A 21,229-nucleotide genomic window follows, 5' to 3' on the forward strand; every position below is an offset into this window, starting at 1 on the left:
GCATCGACGAGTATCCCCCGCCAAGTCCGGCACTCCGCTGGGCGCTTCGGTATCCAGGCACGGGCGAAAGTAGGTGTTGCCGACAACAGCACAAAACCATGACACAAACAACACAGAAGTTCCGTGCAGTATTCCTTGCTGCGCTGATGGTGTTCTCCGTTTTCGCGGGCACCGTCGCGTTTGCAGGTACGGCTGCTGCGGCTAACGCTGCTGACGCTGATTCAGACCTCAATTCTGGGAGTCTGTTTTACCAGGGTCAGGAGCTCTACGTAGACAGCGGTGAAAGTACAGAAGTAGACTACCAAATTCGTACCGTTGATGACGGCTCCCTCGGTGCAACCGTCTACTCGTTCACGACGGATGCAGACGGATCGGCCATCATCGACACCAGTTCCCTCGGAACGGGTTCGTACGTTCTCGTCGAAGCTAACAACCGTGGTACACCTCTCGTTGTGACCACTGGAGACGTTGGTAGTTCTGGCGAAATCAGTGCTGCTTCCTTCGACGTCACGGAGCAGGACATCTCTGCGTCCTTCGAAGACGAGAGCATCAACCAGGGCGGCGAGACGACGCTTAACGTCGACTCCGCCGTTCGCTCCCAGTTCGACCTCGTCGTTGAGGCCGAAGACCTGAGCAACTCCGAGATTAGCGCCCTCTTCGAGGGTAACGAAGTCGAAAGCCCTAGTGAAGATGACTTCCAGGTCACGACAAACGACGATGATGAAGTCGTTCTTCAGAACTTCAACAAGGGCGACGAATACACGGTTGACTTCACAGATGTCGATGCCGGTCAGTACAACTTCACGTTCTCTGTTGCTGACACAACGGCACAGGACTCCACGTCCATCGAAGTCGACGAACTCGACCAGACCTTCTCGCTCCCGAACAGCGTGAACGTCGAATCCGGTGACACGACGACCTTCCAGGTCGAAATGCAGGACTCGACCGAAGCGGACCTCCTCATCGGTAGCCCCGAGGACGGTTACTCGGTCAACGCTACCGTTGTCGACGAGGACGAGGACGGTGTCGCTAACGTCACGATCAACACGTACGAAGCAACCCAGGCGAACAACTACGGTCTCTCGGGTGACGAGGACTCGTCTGTTACCGCCTTTAACAACGACACCAACCTCGGTGTCTCCGGTCGTCTCGACTCGGCTAACTACGACATCGAAGTTGGTCCGGTTGGCTTCGCTGAAGACAGCAGTCTCGACTCCTCCGACATCAGCACGCTCGCTGTGACGGAGAGCTCCATCCAGGGTGCGCAGTCGTGGACTGCCCCTGCTGGTGCAGTCGACAGCGAAACGACCCGTGAGGATGTTCTCGAAGCGATCGAGGACGGCGAGATTACGCAAGACAGCACTGTCGCAGCGGGCGACCTCGCTATTGTTCAGATTCAGGGCTCCGGCTTCTTCGGTGCCTTTGAACGTGGCGCAACGGAAGACGTCTCCCTCGAAGTTGAGGAGATGGACCCCGGTGCAAACCGTGAACCAGGTACGCTTGAACTGACCACGGATAACGTCGTCGTCGACGACGAGAACAACAACCTCTTCGTCGTCGTTGACACGGAATCCGCAGAACTCACGCGTCCGAACGACGAGACCGTTGGCTTCTCCAGCGGCAACGAATACAACGTCACGATGACCGCCAGCGGCGAAGTCGTCAACGGTGACGACGACGTCACTGTTGGTTCGACCTTCGAGGTCGTTGACCGTGAGGCTTCCCTCGAGACTAACGACGACGATGTCGTTGAGGTTGCTGCCTCCGAGAACGGTTCGGTTGAGGGCGAATCCTCGATCGCGCCTGGCTCCGAGATTCGCGTCCGCGCGCAGAGTGAGTCCGGTGCAACCAACACGTTCGTCGAAACGCAAACCGTGACGGTCGGTCAGAACGGGACGTTCAACGCCTCCTTCGACTTCGCTGACCTCGAAGCAGGTACGAACTTCACGCTGTCGCTCAACGACCAGACTGGCTCTGGCCTCGAGGGCGACACTGAGTACTCGGCAGTCATCGTGAACGGCACGAGCGGTGGCGACGACGGTAACGTCACCACCACCGAGACGAACAACACCACCACGGAAACCACCACGGATGAGCCTACGGAGACCACCGAGGACACTCCTGAGGAAACCACCGAGGAAACCACCGAGGGTGGCAACACTGACGGCGAGACCGAAACGGACACGCCCGGCTTCGGTGTCATCGTCGCTCTCGTCGCGCTCATCGCCGCTGCGCTCCTCGCGGTCCGCCGCGACAACTAAGTAGACTCTGACGAGTCTGCTTTCGAGCGCTAACGCAGAACCACCGGGACCGTTCCCGGCCCTACTTCCTTTATCGAACTCACACCGACGAGCGACAGCTGCGTCGTTCACTGAGGGGAATAGACACGCTAGATTCGGAGCAACGTTTTTCGACACTCGCATCCGAAAATCAGACGTGACGAAGACGATTCGCGTCTCTGAGGAGTTCCACGAACTCGTCTCGGCGCACAAGGGAAGCGACGAGACGATGGAAGAGACGCTCCGGCGGATGGTCGGCGGTCCGGACCCGAGAGTGCTCGCGTCGATGGGACTCATCGACAGCGACGCCGACGAAACGGTGGCCGAAACGATGCGAGAGGCGATTCGTGACCGAAGAGCGGCCAACAATGGTCGTCGTTCGAGAATCGCCACCCGACTCAACGAATCGGATTGTGACCGATAGGCGTTCGGGAGCTCGTACGAACCGCTCGTGCGCTCACCTCACATCAGACGACAAGGGATTTACCCCCGCACGCGAACCGTAGCGGTATGCCCGGCGTCGTTCCCTCCGACCCGCTCGCGTGGGTCGCCATCGCGTTGTTCGCCGGCGGTGCGCTGTTCGAACGCTCGAACCGGCGCGTCGCCCGGTACGTGATGGTGAGCGCGTGGGTCGCCTTCGCGCTCTTCTGGCTCAACCTGTTCCCGCACTTCGCCTTCGAGCACAAATCCTACATCGAGGGCGTCCTCAGCCTCGCGGCGGTCCCGCTCAGCCTCTACGCGGGGCTGTTGCTGTACCGCGGCCGCGACACCCTGTTCGTGCTCTCGCGCGCCGTCGCCGTGATGGGCATCGTCTACCTCCCGTTCGAGACGATCCCCGCGATAACGGTCGGCGCGACGACCATCCCCTCACCCCGAGAGGTGTTGGTCGAGGTCGTCGCGTCCCAGACCGGCTACCTCATCAACCTGCTCGGCTACGACCCGACGCCCATCGTCGGTCCGGAGGGCTACGACAACACGTTCAGGTTCGTCCACACCGACGGCCACAGTCTCGTCTTCTCGGTCGTCCTCGCCTGCACCGGCATCGGGAGCATGGCCATCTTCGCGGGGCTCATCGCCGCGGTTCGCGCGCCGCTGGGTCGGAAACTCCGCGCGCTCGCCATCGCCATCCCCATCATCTACGCGCTGAACTTGCTTCGGACGACGTTCATCGGCATCGTCTTCGGCAAACAGTACATGCAGTGGTTCGTCGATGAGGTGCTGTTTCTGTTCGGCTCCTCGGACCCCTACATGGTGTCCTTTTTCCTCTCGGACCGCGTCATCAGCCAACTGCTCGCCGTCGTCGCGCTCATGGGCATCACCTACCTCGTCGTCCGCGAACTGCCCGAACTGCTCACCGTCATCGAGGACGTGCTGTACATGCTGACCCGCGAGGAGTACGACCTCCACAGCGCGCTCGACGTCCAGCAAGCAGGTGGTCGCGGACAGGCGCGCCCCGACGGCGGACGCGTCGGCGCCGAGAGCGGTGCTGAGATAGAACAGAGCGGCGACGGCGACGACTAACACCGTCACCTCGCTGGTTTCTCGTCGGCTCCTGCGCTACACGGTGTTCTCGTCGACAACCTCGGCGGGCGCACCGCCGAACGCCGAGAGCGCCTCCGCCTCCAGGTCGTGCAGCGACGCGGGGATGACGAGCATGTGCAGCGGGTCGCCGAACTCGCGCTCGGCGAGCGCCGAGAGTCGGTCGGCGGCGACGACCGGTTCCGGACTGCCCGCGCGGGCGACGACGACACCCAGCGCGTCGCCGTCCCAGTCGCGGGCGAACTCGCCCGCGGCGAAGTCGGCGGTCATGTACTCGTCGTCGGCGTCAACGCCCGCGCGCTCGTAGCCGACCTTGATGTCGAGGTAGACGAGCGTGTGGAGGCCGCGCTCGCGGTTGTCCTCGACGGTGTCGACGACGCTCCGGGGGGTTCCGTCGGCGCCGTGGGCGTACGGGAACGGGAGCGTCGTCGCCTTTCCGAATCTGTAGTTCTGCAGGCCGGTGAGTCCGCTCGCCGCCGACTGTGCGGTGACGCCGTGGACGACGTTCGTCTCGATGCCGCGCTCGTGGGCCCGGAGGCGCAGGTCGACGTGCGTCGTCGATATCATCGTGTCCCCGGCGGTGAGAAACGCGGCGTCGCCGTCTTCGGCGGCGTCGAGAATCTCGTCCGCATCCCGCTCGACCCCCGCGCGGTCTCTGACGTCGATGTCGACGCCGTGGTGGTCGGCGAGCTCCTCGACCGTCGTCCCGATGAGTTTGCTGGTGTAGAACTCCGCGAAGGCGCGGTCGGCGCTACGAAGCGCCTCCCGACCCTCGACGGTTATCGACCGCTCGTCGTAGAGACCGAGTCCGATGAACGTGAGCATCGTGTGGTCGGAATCGGCGACACGCCCGCATAAACCGTCTGCATCGGCGCGGCGCGCGGCTGGCCGACAAACGAACGTCGAAGGGTCGAAGCGTCGAGACGTCGAAGTTCGGAGGGACGAAGTTCGGAGGGACGAAGTTCGGAGGGACGGAGCGAACGGGTAGACGGTCGAGACGCCCGGAACCGAGATTTGAGGGGTCCGAGAACGAAAATTCGGTCGGGCAGACGTGGAGAGCGATAAAAGTCCTGTACCAATGTAGGTAGTGGTTGATTGTTCCGAGCGTAGTAGTTCTCGAACGGATGGTACTCTCGCAAAGCTACAGGAGACGGTCCGGGGGCGTCAGTCGGTGACCGAACACGACTGGAGCGCTACGACACTCGACTGTCTCTTTCGCACGTTGAGCCACCAGTCGCGTCGACGCATCCTCGTCTTTCTAGCGCGGGAGTACGGTGCCGACGAGGCCGTCGAACTGGAACGGTTCGCCGCCGAACTGGCCGAGGCGGGCGTCGCCCCCGAGAACCTCTACCACGTTCACCTGCCGCAGCTCGACGAAGCGGGGTTCGTCGACTGGGACCAAGAACGCGCGACGATACGACGCGGTCCGTTGCTCGAGGAGGCGACACCGCTGCTCGAACTCCTCGACGAACACCGAGAGGAACTCCCGGCCGGGTGGCCCTGACGACTCCGGCTGCGAACCCGCGCCTCGCAACCCCCCCGATAGCTGGTACAGCGCACCCCCGTCCGAACGGTGCGTACCGAAGCGAACGTCTCGGAGCCGCGCCGGTCCGCGAACGGTCGACTGTCACGGCAGTTCCCGGACCGTCCTCCGTCCCGAGCGGCGAGTTCGTCGCCCGTGGGGCGTCGCGTGTCAGCGGTGTACGGAGCGGTGTAAGCACTCGCCAATTTTTTCCTGAGTAAGATTTATTTTCGTTAAGTTGGAAAAAACCACGCATGACGGCGACTACGCCTCACCGGGAGCCGAGCCGCACAAAAAACCATCCCCGACGACCGAGTAAAGAGCTCAAACTCGGAAATCCGCCACAGACCGCGGTCGAAGACGGAATCAGCGACGAACAGATCGAGTGGCTTCGGCGGTTAGTCGCCGCCAGACGGACAGACCGCGAGCCCCAACGGAAGCCGCCCGAGTGAGCGTTTTCGAGCCGAGAGCTACTCGTCCGAGTAGCAGAACGAGTTCGTCAGCGGTGTCGCTACGCGGTCGATTTCTCGGAGTTCGGCCCGGAAGCCTCGGACAGAGAGATCTGGCGCTCGAAAATGGCCTCGCCCGAGCCGTGAAGCTGCACGTTCCATCCGTTCGTGGTGAACTGGACGTGGAGATCGTTCGACGGGGAGTTGAACAGCGTGTTCAGCGAATCGGTCTCGATGTCGTCGAACATCGGATCGAGGTCCAGCGGGTCGCGTCCTTCGATGGCCGCGATCGACATGATGATCGCCGTGGAGACGTCCTCGCCGGCCATCGCTTCCGTGATATCTATCGCGTACGTCGGGACGCTGATGCCGGGCGACGTAATCTGTTGTGGAATTTTACCCGTAGTAGGCACATAAGATTGTAATGCGTAAGTCGTAATAAATTGTCTGGTGGTCACGTTAGCGACGAGCACACCGGTCGGAGCCGGGTCGAAAGGGGGACCATCGTCCGACCGGACGTTTTCGGTGTCGAATCCCTTCGTGTCTCACCGAACCCGACCGTCTACGGGGAAACGAAGCGAGTGTCTCTGGGTCGTTTGGAAGACGGGCGCTTTCGGCGAGCGTCAGTCACGTACGCAGACCTCGTGAGCGAACCTCGTGAGCGCCGATTCGCTCGGTGGCGAGACCCGAGAGTGGTTCGGTCGGCTTCGGCCTCGGGAAGACATGCCGCCCGGACCGAATCACCGCTCAAACTATAGGTTATTCGATAAGTGCTTATACTCCGGGCATGGTCTCATAAGTGGCGACTCCGAGAAAGGGGTCTGCCCCGTAGTAGGCACACGGACAGACTTCTTTCGACGGTCGCCACTATCTGTCGGCCACGACGTCCGCGACGAAACTTGGCTAAACAGAGGACTCACCGGAGGATGTTCGGCGGACAGAGACGCGATACCGTGGACAGACGCAAACCGGTGCGCGGACCGGGGGCGCGGTCGGTGCGTCGCTCGGCACCGATTCGAGTCGCTCGCGGTTCGCTTCGCTCTGCACGGGGTTCGTCGCAGAAAGAGCCGGTGGAGGGATTTGAACCCTCGGCCTATTCCTTACGAAGGAATCGCTCTGCCAGCTGAGCTACACCGGCGCGGTATCGCGCATCTCAACGTACCGCCATCGGGCCAATAAGGGTTCCGAAACGAGTCGCGGCGTGCGACGGCGAGGCGCAGGTACCCCCTCTCACCGGGACAGCCGAACGTCGAGACAGACGTTGTACTCGTGAGGCGCGTACGACCGGACGACGCGCTCGTTCAGCACGGTCACTTCGTACTCGGGTTCGGCGGCGGCGCGAATCGCCCGTTCTCCGGGGCCGAACGGGTCGTCCTCGTGCTGGATGTCGTAGTAGTGAACCACGCAGTCGTCGCCCGCGACGGCGACGGCCGTGTCCAGGAACTCGCCGGCGCTGTGCGGGAGGTTCATCACGATGCGGTCGGCCCAGTTTTCGTACTCGCTTCCCGCTTCGGTCACGTCTCCCTGAATCGCCGTGAGTCGCTCTTCGACGCCGTTTCGGCGCGCGTTCTCGCGGAGGTACTCGACGGCAGCCTCGTTCAGGTCGACGGCGACGACCTCCGCGCCTTCGCCGGCGCAGGGAATCGCGAACGGGCCCACCCCGGCGAACATGTCGAACACGCGTTCGCCCGGTTCGACCTGGTCGACGACGCGGTGGCGCTCGGTCGCCAGCCGCGGCGAGAAGTACACGGTCGAGATATCGAGGAGGAACTCGTAGCCGTACTCGCGGTGGACGGTCTCGGTGTCGCTCCCCACGAGCAGCTCCCAGTCGCGGACGCGGAGCTCGCCCCGAATCTTCGAGTCGCGGTTGACGACCGTCTTCGCGCGGACGTCGGAGTCCATCACCGCGTCGGCGATCTCGCGGGCGCGCTCGGGGTCGTCCTCGTCGAGGATGACGATGTCGCCGAGTCGCTCGTAGGAGGGCTCGAAACCCAACACGTCGGCGGGCGTCCGCTGCTGTCGTCGGGTCGGGACGTCGCGGTCGACCACCTCGTACTCCGCCGGGACGCCCGTCGAGTCGGTCACGGGAATGTAGAGGACGCCGTCGTCGGCGACGATGTCGTGACCGTGGTCGACGACGCCCGCCTCGACGAGCGCCTGTCGGGTCTCCTCGCCCGCGGAGGCTGGCACGCGTACGCAGGGCACCGTCATGTCTGTCCGGAGCGTCGCTCCCGCGGCGAGTAAGGCTGACGCTTCGCGCGTCGTAGTGGTCCCTCGCAGCGTGTGCACCCTCGCAGTGTGTGCATCGCGTGTCGGTTATATCGGTCGCGCACGAACTGCGACCGTGGCCGACGACTTCGAGTTCCCCGACCCGCAACCGGGACCGTCCGCGAGACGCCTCGCCGTCCGACTCGGCTGTACGACTGTGCTCTCGTTTCTGCTCGTCGTCCTGTTCTGGGAGTTCGTCGTCCAGTGGATTCCGCTGCTGTGGCCGCCGACGGAGCCGTACTCGCGCTGGCTGAGCATCGCCGCCGTCTTCCTCGGGTCGCTGTTTCTGCTCCCCGGCATCGTCGGTTCGGTCGTCGGCGACGCGCTCTACGACCGCTGGTCGGAGAAGCGAGACGGCGACGAGGACTGGGAGGACTGAGCGGACCAGGCGGCGTCCGTCGCGTCTCGGCTCTCGTCGACCGCGGCGGCGACCGCGCCCACGACGCGACTCGGCGAGACCACCGTCGCCCGCGCTCGGAGTTCGGCGTACGTCTCGGCGACCGCGGGGCCGGCGTAGTTTCGCTCCGCGAACGGCCGTTCCTCGACGAGCACGACCGACGACGCGGGACGAACCGCTTCGAGATTCGCCCGGTTCCCCTCGCCGACCTCGACGTCGGCGACGACGGTCACGTCCGCCTCGCGGATGCGGGATTCGACCGCCGCGCGCGCCTCGTCGTCGACGGCGGCAAACGGCGGCACCGTCACCGCGTCCAGCCCCAGACTGCGGGCCGTCTCGGTGTCGGAGTCGCCCTCGTTGAGCGCGCCGACCGACACGTCGTAACCCGCGGCGTCGAGGAGGTAGAGGAGGCGGGCGGCGCTCCCGCCGCCGCCGACGACGTGGACGCGGCCCTCGTCGCCGCGGTCGCGTCGGGGGTCGTCGGGCAGCGCCGTCACGTACACCGAACCCGTCACCGGGTGCCGGGAGACGACGGCGTTCGCGCCGAAGGCCGTCTCCAGGTTCGCCTCGGTGAGCACCGACTGCGGGTCGCCCGCGGCCAGCACTCGCCCGTCGCCGAGGAGGAGGAGGTCGTCGCAGTAGTGCGCCGCGAGGTTGAGGTCGTGGATGGCCGCGACGACGGTCTTCCCGCTCGCGACGAGGTCGCGGACGAGTTCGAGCGTCCGTACCTGGTGGTTGATGTCGAGGCTGGCGGTCGGTTCGTCGAGCAGGAGCACGGGCGCGTCCTGCGCCAGCGCTCGCGCCAGGAGCACTCGCTGGCGCTCGCCGCCGCTGACCGCCGTCACCGAGCGGTCGGCGAACTGCGTGACTTCCGTTCTCTCCATCGCGTCGTCGACGGCGCGTTCGTCCTCGGGGCCGAACCGCTCGAACCGACCGAGATGCGGCGAGCGACCCATGGCGACCGTCTCGCGCACGTCGAAGTCGAACGACAGCGAGGTGTCCTGGGGAACCGTCGCCACGAGCCGACTCACCGCCTTCGACGACCGACCCGCGATGGGGACGCCGTCGACGGCGACCGACCCCCGGTCGGGTCGGATCAGCCCCGACAGCGAGCGGAGCAGCGTCGTCTTCCCCGCGCCGTTCGGTCCCACGAGGCCGACGAACGCGCCGCGTTCGACCGTCGCGTCCACGCCGTCGAGGACGGAGACGCCGCCGAGTTCGACAGCGAGGTCGTCGACGCGGATGGCCGCGTCGGGGGTTTCGGCGTCGGTGATGTCAGCGTCGGTGGTTTCGGCGTCGCCCTCGCCGTTTCGGTCATCCTTGCCGTTTCGGTCGCTCACAGCGAGCGCACCTCCTGAGTCCGCAGCAGGTAGAGGAAGAAGGGCGCGCCCAGCGCCGCGGTGACGACGCCGACCGGCAACTCCGCGGTGCCGGAGCGCGCGAGCGTGTCGGTGGCAACGAGGAACGCCGCGCCCGCGAGCGCGCTCGTCGGCAACAGAATCCGGTGGTCGGGGCCGACGACGAGTCGCATCACGTGCGGGACGATGAGGCCGACGAAGCCGATGACCCCCGAGACGGCGACGGCCGCCGCGGTGACGAGACTCGACACCGCCAATAGTACGCGCTTGGTGCGCTCGACTTCGATGCCGAGGCTGTGGGCGTCTTCCTCGCCGAGGAGGAGGACGTTCAGGTCGCGGCCGTAGGCGAGCAGCAGGAGAAACAGCGGCGGGACGACCAGCGCCGCGACGCCGACGTCGCCCCACGAGGCGTTGTCGAGGTGGCCCATCAGCCAGTAGACGACCTGTCGGAGGCTCTCGCCGCTGTGCAGGAGCATGAAGGAGATGACCGCGCCCAGAAACGTCTGGACCGCGACGCCCGCGAGCAGGAGGGTCGCGACGGGCGTCTTGCCGTTCTCGCTGGCGATGAGGTAGACGCCGAACGCCGTGCAGAGCGCGCCGAGAAAGGCCGCCCCCTGCAGGCCGAGGCCGAACGGGAGCGCGAACGGCGCGACGAGGAAGGCGACGGCACCGACGGCCGCGCCGGAGGAGACGCCGATGATGGAGGGGTCGGCCATCGGATTCCGGAAAAAGCCCTGCATGACGACGCCCGCCGTCGCCAGCGCGAAGCCGACGACGGCCCCGAGCAGGATTCGCGGGAGTCGAATCGTCGTCACGATGACCTGGTGAGGCTCCTCGACGGGAAACGAGAACGGATGGACGTAGCCGATATCGAGCGTCGGGACGACGACACCGCCGACCGTCGACTGCCCGAGGGAGAGCGCCCCGGGGACGGCGACGGCGTTGAGCGTCGCTTTCGCGACCGTCGTCGGCGCGATAGCGACCGGCCCGATACCGGCGCTCACGAGGACGACGACCGCGAGAACACAGGAGAGCGCGCCGGACCAGACGCCCGCGCGTGTCGAAGTACGCATCTGTTACGAAAGCCTGCTTGCATTAGGTAAATACTTATTGGATTAGTGGTTCGGACAGCGTACGATGCGACAGACAGTATCCGCGATTCTCACGGCACTCGTCGTCCTCTCGCTCGTCGCACCCGCGGCGGCGGCTCCTGTAACGGGCGTCGAGAGCGCAGGCGTTCACCAGAACGTCTCGCCGGCGGTACAGGCCGACTGTGCGTTCCCGTTCACCGCGACCGACGCGACGGGGACCGAAGTGACCGTAGAGCAACGACCCGAACGCGTGACGACGCTCAACCCGAGCGCCGCCCAGACGATGTGGGAGATCGGCGGCGAAGAGCAGGTCGTCGGCGTCTCGCAGTTCGCGTCCTACCTCGACGGCGCGGAGGACCGGACGAACGTCTCCGCCGCCGGCTTCGGCGTGAACAACGAGAAGGTCGTCGGTACGAACCCCGACCTCGTGCTCGCGCCGAACGCGACGCCCGTCGAGACGGTCGAGTCGCTGCGCAACTCCGGGCTGACGGTGTTCCACATGTCCGAGGCGACGACTGTCGAGGACGTCCGCGAGAAGACGACGCTCGTCGGCCAACTCACCGGTAACTGCGAGGGCGCGGCCGAGGCGAACGCCTGGATGACCCAGAACGTCGACGCCGCGGAGAACGCGACGGCCGACGCCGAGCGCCCGTCCGTCCTCTACCCGCTCGGCGGCGGCTACGTCGCCGGCGGCGACACGTTCATCAGCGCGATGATAAACGCCTCCGGCGGGTCGAACGTTGCCGCCGAGCGCGGACTGAGCGGCTACCCGCAGGTGAGCGACGAGGTCGTCGTCGAGGCGAACCCCGAGATACTGCTCGTCCAGACGGAGGCCGCCGGCCAGCGGTACGTGACGACCGAGCCGTACGCCAGCACCGCCGCCGGCGAGGACGAGCGGTACGTCGTCGTCGAGCAGAACTACCTCAACCAACCCGCGCCGCGGAGCGTCGTCTACGCGGTGCAGAACATGACTGAGGGCTTCCACCCCGACGCCGACGCGACGTTCGTCTCCCGCGCGGAGTTCGAGGCGAACGCGACGTCGAACGCGAGTGCGGACACCGGTCTCGAGAACGACTCGTCGGAGTCGACGGACGGCACCGAGACCGCGGAGACGACCGACAGTGACGACGGCGCGACCGACGCCGACGCGACCGAGACGACCGGACCCGGCTTCGGCGTCACAGCCGCCGTCGCCGCCCTTCTCCTCGTCGCGCTGTCGGCGCGGCGTCTCTAACCAACTCAACCGACTCGACCTAACCGACTCAACGCCCAACTGACCTAACCGACCCGACCTAACCGACTCGACACCGACCTGACCTAACCGACCCGACACCCAACCGACCTAACCAACCCGACACCCACTCGTCAGACCGCGCCCGGCGACCACAACCGTCTTTTTCCCGGCGCGTTCACTCCGACCATGGTCGAAAACGTCATCTGGCCCGCCTATCTCGACGCGGAGAAGACTCGTTCGGAGGGGCGACGCGTCCCGTTGAAAGCGGCCGTCGAAGACCCGACAGTCGACGAAATCGCCAAAGCCGTCCAGCAGGTCGGCTACGACGCCATCATCGAGCGCGACAAGTCGTACTCCCGGGAGTACGAGACCCGCGGCTGCGTCCTCGTCCAGGGCGCCGACGACGCCACCAAGAACGACCTCGTGCAAGCCGTCGCCGCCTACGTCGGCATCCTCCGCGACTGATGCAGCGCGTCGGCACCGTCTCCCGGACGGCACAAGGGTTGGCAATCGTCCGCTGGGAGGGCGACGAGGACCCGCGAATCGGCACGAGCGTCGTCGACGAGAGCCTCTCCGCGGCGGGTCGCATCGTCGACGTGTTCGGCCCCGTCGACGCCCCCTACGTCGCGGTGACGCCGAAGGACCGGTCGAAGCTTCCGTCGATGGTCGGCACGAAACTGTACGCGCGGTGATAGCCTCCTTCGACACACCTCGCTCGTCGCCAAGCGGAACCACCAAACCATCTGCGTGCTAACCGGTCGTCGATGGACCCTCGCATGTTCCGCGGCACCCTCTTGGCCGCGCTCATCTTCCTCCTCGTCCAGCTCGGGGCGCTCGCGCTCGTCCCGACGTTCGACGCGGCCGGCTATCAGGCCGTGGAGGACCCCTCCGACCCGACGAACAGCCTCGTCTACGTCGGCGCGATTCTCGTCGCCACCGCCGCGATGCTCGCCGCCTTCCGCTACGACGCCGCGTGGACCGTCCGCGCGCTCGTCCTCCTCAGCAGCGGCATGCTCTCATGGTACGTGTTCAGCGCCGTCGTCCCGCCGACGCTCGCCGTCCAGACGGGCGGGGGCTACCTCGACCTCCCGACGCTGGCGCTCGCCGCGGGCGTCTCGCTGGCGCTCTATCTCTACCCGGAGTGGTACGTCGTCGACGCCGCCGGCGTGGTGATGGGCGCGGGCGCGGCTGGGCTCTTCGGCATCAGTTTCGGTGTCCTCCCGGCCATCGTCCTCCTCTCGGTGTTGGCCGTCTACGACGCCGTCAGCGTCTACGGCACCGAGCACATGCTCAGCCTCGCCGAAGGCGTGATGGACCTTCGGGTGCCGGTCGTGCTGGTCATCCCGCTCTCGCTTTCGTACTCGCTTCTGGAGGACGACTTCTCGGGCGCGAGCGGCGTCCACGAAAGCGAAGGGCCGGAAGAAGAAGAAGAAGAAGAAGAAGAGTCGACCGCAGTCGTCGACGGCGATAGTGAAGGCGAATCGGAATCGGAAACGGGCGAACCCGACGCCGGGCGCGACGCGTTCTTCATCGGCCTCGGCGACGCGGTGATGCCGACGGTGCTCGTCGCCAGCGCGGCCTTCTTCTCGCCCGCGGCGGCGCTCGGGTTCGGAGCGATTCCCGCGCTGAACCTCCCGGCACTACTGGCGATGGTCGGGACGTTCCTCGGACTCGGCGTGTTGATGTGGGCCGTCGCGAAAGGTCGCGCCCACGCCGGTCTTCCGCTTTTGAACGGCGGAGCCATCGGTGGATATCTCGTCGGGTCGCTGCTCGCGGGCGTCTCGCTCGTGCAGGCGCTCGGCCTCGCGCCGTATCTCTAACGGTTACGCCTCGCCCGCGCCGTTTCGCACTTTCACGGCCATCCCCGACTCGAAGTCGAGCATCGCCGACGCCGACAGTTCCGCGCGGCCGACGGCCAGCACTCCGCCCTCTTCGTGGACGACGGCCACCTCGTCGCCCTGTCGAATCTCGTCTCCCACGCTCTGGACGAACTTCGCGAACACGTTCTTGCCGTCGCGGACGAACGGTTCGCTCTCGTCGCCGACGACGACCCGGCAGGCGGGGGTGTCGAGCGTCTCCGTAAGGCGTCGACCGCCCGCGACACCGAGGCGGAACCGGCCGTCGACGCCGTAGGAGACGACTCGGTCGTCGCCGTCGTACACCTGTCGAGGGCGGCCGCTCTTGGTCCGCCGGAGTTCGAAGTCGCCGGTCTCGGGGAACAGGGCGTCGCCAGCGCCCGCGCCGAACTGGTAGTCGGCGACGACGCGCAAATCAGCTACGTCCGCAGCATCGCTCATACTCGCTTCTGAGCGGGGGACGGCGAAAACGCTTCGACTTCGGGGTCCGTGCTCGTCGGGTCGTCGCGCTCAGAGCAGGAACGTCTCCTGTCGCTCCGAGAGGTCCAAAAACGAGTCCGCCGCCTCGATGAGTTCCTCGGCGGTCGACTGCTTGAACGCCATCACCTCGGCGCGGACGCCCTCGTGACGCAGGTGCGAGCAGAGCCGCGAGAAGTCGCCGTCGCCGGTGCAGAGCACGATGGTGTCGACGTGGCTCGCGAGCGTCACGGCGTCTAAGCTCATCCCGACGTCCCAGTCGGCCTTCTTCGAGCCGTCGCCGAACGTCTTGATGTCCTTTATCTTCGTCTCGAAGCCGATGTCGACGAGCGCCTCGAAGAAGCGTTCCTCGTCGGGCGCGTCCGCGCGGATGACGTACGAGATGGCGCGGGTGAGCTCCCGGTCTTGAACGCTCTTTTCGAGGAGCGAGGAGTAGTCGATGTTTCGAGAGTAGAGACTCTGTGCCGTGTGGTAGAGGTTCTGCGCGTCGACCAAGACGGCGACGCGCTGGTTCGGGTGGATCTCGGTCATGATTCCATACTCGAAGTGACTCCGTTTAATGCCTTGTTTTCAGCCGAGAGTGATGCGACCCTCCCGGGAGCGCCCGCGGTCGGCAGCATTGGCGGACGACGTAAGCTATAAATCTCGTAGACTCCCTTGGTCGGAACGTGACTCACTCGGCCGTCGCGTTCGGGACACGCCCCGCGACAGCGACGCGGCCGACTTTTCTGAAAAAACGCGCGTACTGATCGCTCGCGGCGGGGGTGGCGACCCCGTCTCGGGCGAACTCCGACGCGCACCGATATCTCACCGTCTCTCTCGACCAACCACACAGCACCAATGACAACCACCCAGTTCCGCGGGGTGTACCCGGCGATGACGACGCCGTTCACCTCGGAAGGACGCATCGACTTCGAACAACTGCGGACCGACGCCCGACGCCTCGAAGCCGCCGGGGTCGCCGGCCTCGTCCCCGTCGGTTCGACGGGCGAGAGCGCGACGCTCAGCCACGACGAACACGTCGACGTGGTCGAAGCCGTCGTCGACGCCGTCGACGTTCCCGTTATCGCCGGGTCGGGGTCGAACTCCACCCGCGAAGCGCTCGAACTCTCCCGACGCTCGGCCGACGCCGGCGCGGACGCCCTCCTCCTCATCTCGCCGTACTACAACAAGCCCGAACCGGCCGGTATGGTCGACCACTACCGCACCATCGCCGACGAGGTGGACGTGCCGCAGATCGTCTACAACGTCCCCTCGCGAACCGGCCGGAACATGACCGTCGACACCGTCGCCGAACTCGCATCTCACGAGAACGTCGCGGGTTACAAGGCCGCCAGCGGCGACCTGAACCAGATTTCGGAAGTCGTCGAGCGCACCCAGGAGGAAGAATTCTCGGTGCTCTCGGGCGACGACGGCCTCACGCTGCCCGTCCTCTCCGTGGGCGGCGCCGGAACCATCAGCGTCGTCGCCAACGTCGAACCCGAGCGGACGGTCGAACTCGTCTCGGCGGCGCTCGACGGCGACTACGCCCGCGCCCGCGGGATTCACCACGAACTCGGACCGCTCACCCGCCAGCTGTTCGTCGAGACGAACCCCATCCCGGTGAAGGAGGCGATGGCGATGCGCGGCTACGGTCCCGCCGACCTGCGCGCGCCGCTGACGCGGCTCTCCGAAGAGCACCGCCAGCGCCTGCGGGAACTACTGGACGACCTCCAACCCGAAGCACGGGAAGCGGAGGCGACGAGCGGATGAGCGCGGGCGACGACGTACGGGGTCGGCCAATCAGAATCGCCATCACCGGCGCGACCGGTCGGATGGGCGGCGAACTTCGGGAACTGGCCGCCGACCGCGACGACCTCAACGTCGTCCTCGCAGTCGCCCGCAGCGGCCAGGGTGAAGAAATCGAAGACGCGGCCGACCTGCCGTCGCTGCTCGCGGAACGGGACCCCGACGCGCTCGTCGACTTCACCGGTCCCGAGTCCAGCGTCGAGTACGTCGCCGCGTGCGTCGAAGCCGAGGTTCCCGTCGTCGTCGGCACGACCGGCTTCTCCGAGGAACAGCAGTCGGCGCTCGAAGACGCCGGCGAATCGATTCCGCTGCTGAAGGCGGCGAACTTCTCGCGCGGCATCGCCGGACTCCGGCGCGCCGTCCGCGAGGCGGTCTCCGCACTTCCGGGCTACGATATCGAGGTCACGGAAACGCACCACAACGGGAAGCGCGACGCCCCCAGTGGAACGGCCAACACGATTCTCGACGACATCGAAGCCGAGCGCGAGACGACGGGGCGCGTCCACGGCCGCGAGGGCGACCAACCGAGAGAGGCCGGCGAAATCGGCGTCCACGCGCGCCGCGCCGGCGACGTGACCGGGGAGCACGAAGTCCTCCTCGCCGGCAACCACGAGGTGCTTTCGCTCACCCACCGCGCCGGCTCTCGCGGCGTCTTCGCCGCGGGAGCGCTCGACGCGGCGGTGTGGCTCGCCGGCCGCGAGGCCGGTCGGTACGACTTTTCCGACGTAATCGGAGGTTCTGACGAACGATGACGACACTCGAATCCGACATCGACGACCTGTGGCAGCGCTACGACGACGACGAGATAGACGCCGAGACGGCGGGCAGCGACGAGTTGGACGCGCTCGACGCGTTTCTCGACGCGCTCGAATCGGGCGAGGCGAGGGCGGCCGAGAAGACCGGCTCGTCGCTCGACTCGTGGGAGGCCAACGAGTGGGTCAAGCGGGGCATCCTGCTCAACTTCGGCCTGCGCGCGACCCAACCGCGAGAGTACGGCGGCGTGACGTACCACGACGTGTTGCCGCTGCGCGAGACCGACGATTTGGCCGAGCGAGGCACGCGGAACACACCCGACGGCACCGTCCTGCGTCGGGGGGCGCACCTCGGCGACGACTGCATCGTCATGAGCCCCGCGTTCCTCAACATCGGCGCGCACGTCGGCGACGGCACGCTCGTCGACTCCTGCGACACCGTCGGCTCGTGCGCCCAAATCGGCGCGAACGTCAAGTTGGGCGCGAACACGCTCATCGGCGGCGTGCTCGAACCCGTCGAGGATGCGCCGGTCGTCGTCGAGGACGGCGTCTCGCTCGGCGCCGGCTGCCGAGTCACCTCCGGTTTCGTCGTCGGCGAGGACAGTATCGTCGGCGAGAACACCCTGTTGACGCCGCGGATTCCCGTCTACGACCTCGTGGAGGAGGAGGTCGTCTACGGCCACCTGCCGCCGGAGCGCCGCGCGTTCACGCGCTTCGTCGAATCCTCGCTCGGCGACCACGACCTCTTTGCGGGCGGCGCGTTCAAGCCCGCCGTCGTCGCGCTCGACGTCGAAGACGACACCCTCGACGCGACCCGTCGGGAGGAGGCGCTCCGGGAATGAGCGAGTCAGCCGACGAGGTATCGCGCGACGACCGACCCAATCCCGCGGTCCGACGACTCGCCGACTGGGACGCCGCGCGTCTCGAATCCCTCGCCGACGAGTACGGCACGCCGCTGTACGTCACCGACCTCGACCGGGTAGCGGAGAACTGCGCTCGCCTGCGCGAGGCGTTCCCCGACGCGGAGGTTCGCTACGCGGTGAAGGCGCACACCGGCCGGGCGGTGCTCGAAACCGTTCGCGACGCCGGCCTCCCCGCCGAGTGCGCGTCGGCGGGCGAGGTCCACCGGGCGCTCGGCGCGGGCTTTTCGGGCGACGAGATTCAGTACACCGCCGTTCACCCGCCCGCCGAGGACCTCGACTACGTTGTCGACGCGTGGCGTGAACATCCCGACCTCACCGTCACGGTCGGCGCGGCCGATACCGCGGAACGACTCGCAGAGCGAGGGTTCGACGGCCGCCTCTGCGTCCGCGTCAACCCGGGCGTCGGCGCGGGCCACCACGAGAAGGTCAGAACCGGCGCGAACGCGAAGTTCGGCGTCCCGTACGACCGCGCCGCCGACCTCGTCGAGTCCGCGAGCGAGGCGTTCGACCTCGTCGGCGTCCACGCCCACGCTGGAAGCGGCATCTCCGGCGACGACCTCGAAAACCACCGCGAACTCGTGCGCCGAATGGGCGACCTCGCCCGCGACGTTTCGGCCACGGGCGTCGACCTCGAATTCGTCGACGTCGGCGGCGGCTTCGGCGTCCCCTACGGAGAAGACGAACCGGCGCTCGACCTGCCCGCCGTCGCCGAGGCGACGCGCGAGGCCATCGGGGATATCGACGCGACGCTCGCGGTCGAACCCGGTCGCTACGTCGTCGCCGACGCGGGCGTGCTCCTCACGCGGGTCAACACCGTCAAGGAGACGCCCGAGACGGTCGTCACCGGCGTCGACGCCGGGATGACGACGCTGCTTCGGCCCGCGCTGTACGACGCGTACCACGCGATTCGGAATCTCGACGGTGAGGGGAGAGAAACGGTCGGCGCGACCGTCGTCGGCCCCATCTGCGAGAGTTCGGACGTGTTCTGCGAGAACCGCCCCCTGCCGCGCCCCGAACGGGGCGACCTGCTCGCCGTCGGCAACGCGGGGGCGTACGGCTACGAGATGGCGAGCACCTACAACTCCCGGCCGCGACCCGCCGAGGTCGCACTCGGAGGCGAAGCTGACGGCGAGAGCGGAGAAAACGCCGCGTTGGTCCGGCGGCGCGAGACCCTGACGGACCTCACGGAGGTAGAATCACGATGAGCCCAGCACTCGACCACACCGTATCGTTCGAAAAGTACCACGGGACCGGCAACGACTTCGTCGTCGTCGACGCGACCGACTCGGTTCCGTACCGCGGTCGGTTCGCCGAGGCGCACTGCGACCGCGACACTGGCGTCGTCGACGAGAGCGGCGTCCACGACCGGCGCGGCGCGGACGGCGTCCTCTTCTTGGCGCTCGAAGACCGGTTCCATCCGCCCAGAATCGTGATGACGCTCGTCCAGCCCGACGGCTCCGTCGCCGCGATGTGCGGCAACGGCGCGCGCTGTGCGGCGGCGTGGGCGGCCGCCCGAACCGACGCCTCGGAGTTCATGATCGACACCCAGTCGGGCACCAAGCGCGCCGTCGTCCGCGACGGCCCGGGCGACGACTCGGCCGACATCACCGTCGAGATGGGACGCCCGACGTTCGACCCGCGGGACGTGCCGCTGGCGGCCGACCGCGACGGCGAACTCGTCGCCGAGGAGGTCGAGGGTCTCGAAGTCACGGCGGTGAACACCGGCGTTCCGCACGCCGTCGCGTTCGTCGAGGACGTGGCTGACGTGGACCTCGAAGCCGTCGCGCCCGCGGTCCGTCACGCCGACGCCTTCCCCGAAGGCGCGAACGTGACGCTGGCCTCCCGCGACGAGGACGGCGGTTTCAGCCAGCGCACCTTCGAACGGGGCGTCGAGGGCGAGACGCGTTCCTGCGGGACGGGCGCGGTCGCCGTCGTCGCTGCCGCGAAGCGTCTCGGTCTCGTCGAGGGCGACGACCCGATTCGCGTCTCGCCGCCGGGCGGCGACCTCGAAATCACGGTGCCCGACCGCGGCGGCGCGACGCTCCGCGGTCCCGTCGAGGCGGAGTACGAGGGTCGACTCGCCGCGCTTCCGGAGCGGTGAGCGGCGCCGATTCGGAGAGTCGGGCGTTCGACCCGGTCGACTTCCTCGACCGGGCGGTCCGCACCGACTCTCACGAAGACGTGACGGCGATGCGCGAGTTGCTCGTCGAGACCATCGAGGCGCAGGGTGTCGACGCGACGGTCGACGACGCCGGGAACACGCTCGCCTCGCGCGGCGAGGGCGCGCCACACGTCGTCCTGAACACGCACATCGACACCGTCTCCCCACACGTCGAGTACGAACGCGAGGGAACGGGCGACGACGAGGTGATTCGCGGCCGCGGGTCGTGCGACGCGAAAGGCCCGCTCGCGGCGTTGCTCGCAGGGTTCTTCGCCATCGACGTCGGCACTGGTGGCGAGGGCGGCGACGGAGGTGACAACGGCGACAACGGCGACGGAGGCGGCAACGGCGACGGCGGAGGGAAACTGACGCTCGCGGTCACGCCCGACGAGGAGACGCTATCGAAGGGCGCGCACGCGCTCGACCTCGACGGCGACCTGTACATCGTCGGCGAACCGACCGGCTTGGACGTGTGTACGGCCGCGAAAGGTCGGTTCGAGGGCGCGGTTCGCCTCTCGGGCGAGAACGCCCACGCCGCCGAATCAGCGTCGGGGGTCAACGCCGTCGCCGCCGCGGAGGGGGCGCTCGAAGCGATTCGAACGTACGACGACGTCGTCGACGCGTCGCCGCCGACGCACGACCAACTCGGCGCGCCGTCGCTGACGCCGACGGTCATCTCCGGCGGCGAGGCGACGAACCAGGTTCCCGCCGACTGTTCGATTACCGTCGACCGCCGCAGCGTCCCCCCGGAGACGGCCGACGAGTTCCGGGAGGCGCTCGAAGCGCACGTCGGGTCGTACACTCCCGACGACGTCGGCGTCGCGTTCGCGCTCGCCGACCGCGAGACGCCGTTTCTGGAGGCGTTCTCGACCGACCCCGCCCACGAACTCGTGGCGACGCTCGCCGACGCGTCTGGGGGTACGGTTCGCCCCTTCACCGCCGCGACGGAGGCGTCGTACTTCTCGCCCGCGCCGACGGTCGTCTTCGGACCGGGCGTGCTGGCCGACGACGAGGGACCGGTGGCGCACGCCAACCGGGAGTACGTTCGAGTCAGCGAGGTTCGGGCGGCCGCAGACGCCGTGACCGAGTCGCTGCGGTCGCTAGTGGGCGAGAACAGGTAGTGAGCGTTCGAGGC

22 protein-coding genes and 1 tRNA gene are annotated in these 21,229 nt (G+C 66.9%); 15 read left to right on the forward strand and 8 right to left on the reverse strand.

The window, feature by feature from the left end:
* Positions 1–98 precede the first annotated feature (98 nt).
* From FCF25_RS11590 to artA, 3 genes are all read left to right on the forward strand, one after another.
* A complete protein-coding gene (locus FCF25_RS11590) occupies positions 99–2,261 on the forward strand; it encodes a BGTF surface domain-containing protein (RefSeq protein ID WP_137048820.1) in 2,163 nt (720 codons plus the stop codon).
* A 175-nt stretch (positions 2,262–2,436) separates the two neighbouring features.
* The gene (locus tag FCF25_RS11595) at positions 2,437–2,703 is read left to right on the forward strand and encodes a hypothetical protein (RefSeq protein WP_137048821.1); all 267 of its coding nucleotides are present in this window, start codon (positions 2,437–2,439) and stop codon (positions 2,701–2,703) included.
* An 86-nt stretch (positions 2,704–2,789) separates the two neighbouring features.
* On the forward strand, positions 2,790–3,800 hold the full coding sequence (artA, locus tag FCF25_RS11600; RefSeq protein ID WP_137048822.1) for an archaeosortase A: 1,011 nt from the start codon (positions 2,790–2,792) through the stop codon (positions 3,798–3,800).
* A 36-nt stretch (positions 3,801–3,836) separates the two neighbouring features.
* Here artA and dph5 read toward each other — a convergent pair whose 3' ends face one another.
* Positions 3,837–4,643 (reverse strand): diphthine synthase, encoded by an 807-nt coding sequence (dph5, locus tag FCF25_RS11605; protein ID WP_137048823.1) that lies wholly within the window; start codon positions 4,641–4,643, stop codon positions 3,837–3,839.
* Between the two features lie 346 nt (positions 4,644–4,989).
* Between dph5 and FCF25_RS11610 the strand changes: the two genes are divergently transcribed.
* Positions 4,990–5,322 carry a transcriptional regulator gene (locus FCF25_RS11610; protein WP_137048824.1) on the forward strand — a complete coding sequence of 111 codons (333 nt, stop codon included), beginning with the start codon at positions 4,990–4,992 and terminating at the stop codon, positions 5,320–5,322.
* Between the two features lie 529 nt (positions 5,323–5,851).
* Here FCF25_RS11610 and FCF25_RS11615 read toward each other — a convergent pair.
* The 3 genes from FCF25_RS11615 to FCF25_RS11625 form a co-directional block, all read right to left on the reverse strand.
* Positions 5,852–6,247 carry a HalOD1 output domain-containing protein gene (locus FCF25_RS11615; protein ID WP_168191244.1) on the reverse strand — a complete coding sequence of 132 codons (396 nt, stop codon included), beginning with the start codon at positions 6,245–6,247 and terminating at the stop codon, positions 5,852–5,854.
* Between the two features lie 607 nt (positions 6,248–6,854).
* Positions 6,855–6,927, reverse strand: a tRNA-Thr gene (locus tag FCF25_RS11620).
* A gap of 92 nt (positions 6,928–7,019) precedes the next feature.
* Positions 7,020–8,000 (reverse strand): class I SAM-dependent methyltransferase family protein, encoded by a 981-nt coding sequence (locus FCF25_RS11625; RefSeq protein ID WP_137048825.1) that lies wholly within the window; start codon positions 7,998–8,000, stop codon positions 7,020–7,022.
* Positions 8,001–8,133: 133 nt separating this feature from the next.
* On the opposite strand from FCF25_RS11625, the gene FCF25_RS11630 reads away from it, so the two are divergent.
* Positions 8,134–8,436 carry a hypothetical protein gene (locus FCF25_RS11630; RefSeq protein WP_137048826.1) on the forward strand — a complete coding sequence of 101 codons (303 nt, stop codon included), beginning with the start codon at positions 8,134–8,136 and terminating at the stop codon, positions 8,434–8,436.
* Here the strand turns inward: FCF25_RS11630 and FCF25_RS11635 are convergent.
* Positions 8,385–9,794: a heme ABC transporter ATP-binding protein gene (locus FCF25_RS11635; protein WP_394347878.1), complete on the reverse strand. Its 1,410-nt coding sequence runs from the start codon at positions 9,792–9,794 to the stop codon at positions 8,385–8,387. The two genes, FCF25_RS11630 and FCF25_RS11635, sit on opposite strands and share 52 nt — an antisense overlap.
* The gene (btuC, locus tag FCF25_RS11640; protein WP_137048827.1) at positions 9,791–10,885 is read right to left on the reverse strand and encodes a vitamin B12 ABC transporter permease BtuC; all 1,095 of its coding nucleotides are present in this window, start codon (positions 10,883–10,885) and stop codon (positions 9,791–9,793) included. The genes FCF25_RS11635 and btuC overlap by 4 nt, the downstream gene beginning before the upstream one ends.
* A gap of 64 nt (positions 10,886–10,949) precedes the next feature.
* Here btuC and FCF25_RS11645 point away from each other — a divergent pair, with 64 nt between their 5' ends.
* The 4 genes from FCF25_RS11645 to FCF25_RS11660 all read left to right on the forward strand — a co-directional run bounded on the left by FCF25_RS11645 (position 10,950) and on the right by FCF25_RS11660 (position 13,957).
* The gene (locus FCF25_RS11645) at positions 10,950–12,137 is read left to right on the forward strand and encodes a PGF-CTERM-anchored ABC transporter substrate-binding protein (RefSeq protein WP_137048828.1); all 1,188 of its coding nucleotides are present in this window, start codon (positions 10,950–10,952) and stop codon (positions 12,135–12,137) included.
* 186 nt (positions 12,138–12,323) lie between these two features.
* Positions 12,324–12,602, forward strand: a complete 279-nt coding sequence (gene srp19 / locus FCF25_RS11650; RefSeq protein ID WP_117591943.1) for a signal recognition particle subunit SRP19 — start codon at positions 12,324–12,326, stop codon at positions 12,600–12,602.
* Positions 12,602–12,829, forward strand: coding sequence for an H/ACA ribonucleoprotein complex subunit GAR1 (locus FCF25_RS11655; RefSeq protein WP_232819691.1), 228 nt, complete (start codon positions 12,602–12,604; stop codon positions 12,827–12,829). Before srp19 ends, FCF25_RS11655 begins: the two co-directional genes overlap by 1 nt.
* A 72-nt stretch (positions 12,830–12,901) precedes the next feature.
* Entirely contained in the window at positions 12,902–13,957 is a 1,056-nt protein-coding gene (locus FCF25_RS11660; RefSeq protein ID WP_137048830.1) for a presenilin family intramembrane aspartyl protease PSH, read from the forward strand.
* 3 nt (positions 13,958–13,960) lie between these two features.
* Here the strand turns inward: FCF25_RS11660 and FCF25_RS11665 are convergent, their stop codons facing one another.
* On the reverse strand, positions 13,961–14,434 hold the full coding sequence (locus tag FCF25_RS11665; protein ID WP_137048831.1) for a PUA domain-containing protein: 474 nt from the start codon (positions 14,432–14,434) through the stop codon (positions 13,961–13,963).
* 69 nt (positions 14,435–14,503) lie between these two features.
* Positions 14,504–15,001, reverse strand: coding sequence for an NYN domain-containing protein (locus FCF25_RS11670; RefSeq protein ID WP_117591934.1), 498 nt, complete (start codon positions 14,999–15,001; stop codon positions 14,504–14,506).
* A gap of 309 nt (positions 15,002–15,310) precedes the next feature.
* Between FCF25_RS11670 and dapA the strand changes: the two genes are divergently transcribed.
* The 6 genes from dapA to FCF25_RS11700 are packed head-to-tail and all read left to right on the forward strand — an operon-like array spanning position 15,311 to position 21,215.
* Complete coding sequence (dapA, locus tag FCF25_RS11675) at positions 15,311–16,222, forward strand: 4-hydroxy-tetrahydrodipicolinate synthase (RefSeq protein WP_117591932.1); 912 nt, start codon at positions 15,311–15,313, stop codon at positions 16,220–16,222.
* Entirely contained in the window at positions 16,219–17,010 is a 792-nt protein-coding gene (dapB, locus tag FCF25_RS11680; protein ID WP_137048832.1) for a 4-hydroxy-tetrahydrodipicolinate reductase, read from the forward strand. Before dapA ends, dapB begins: the two co-directional genes overlap by 4 nt.
* Positions 17,007–17,852: a 2,3,4,5-tetrahydropyridine-2,6-dicarboxylate N-succinyltransferase gene (locus tag FCF25_RS11685; RefSeq protein WP_117591929.1), complete on the forward strand. Its 846-nt coding sequence runs from the start codon at positions 17,007–17,009 to the stop codon at positions 17,850–17,852. Before dapB ends, FCF25_RS11685 begins: the two co-directional genes overlap by 4 nt.
* Positions 17,849–19,138 (forward strand): diaminopimelate decarboxylase, encoded by a 1,290-nt coding sequence (gene lysA, locus FCF25_RS11690; protein WP_137048833.1) that lies wholly within the window; start codon positions 17,849–17,851, stop codon positions 19,136–19,138. Before FCF25_RS11685 ends, lysA begins: the two co-directional genes overlap by 4 nt.
* Positions 19,135–20,034 (forward strand): diaminopimelate epimerase, encoded by a 900-nt coding sequence (dapF, locus tag FCF25_RS11695; RefSeq protein WP_137048834.1) that lies wholly within the window; start codon positions 19,135–19,137, stop codon positions 20,032–20,034. The genes lysA and dapF overlap by 4 nt, the downstream gene beginning before the upstream one ends.
* Positions 20,031–21,215: a M20 family metallopeptidase gene (locus FCF25_RS11700; RefSeq protein ID WP_254425857.1), complete on the forward strand. Its 1,185-nt coding sequence runs from the start codon at positions 20,031–20,033 to the stop codon at positions 21,213–21,215. The genes dapF and FCF25_RS11700 overlap by 4 nt, the downstream gene beginning before the upstream one ends.
* Positions 21,216–21,229 lie beyond the last annotated feature (14 nt).

It is taken from the genome of Haloprofundus sp. MHR1, from assembly GCF_005155585.1.
GTDB classification, from domain to species: domain Archaea; phylum Halobacteriota; class Halobacteria; order Halobacteriales; family Haloferacaceae; genus Haloprofundus; species Haloprofundus halophilus.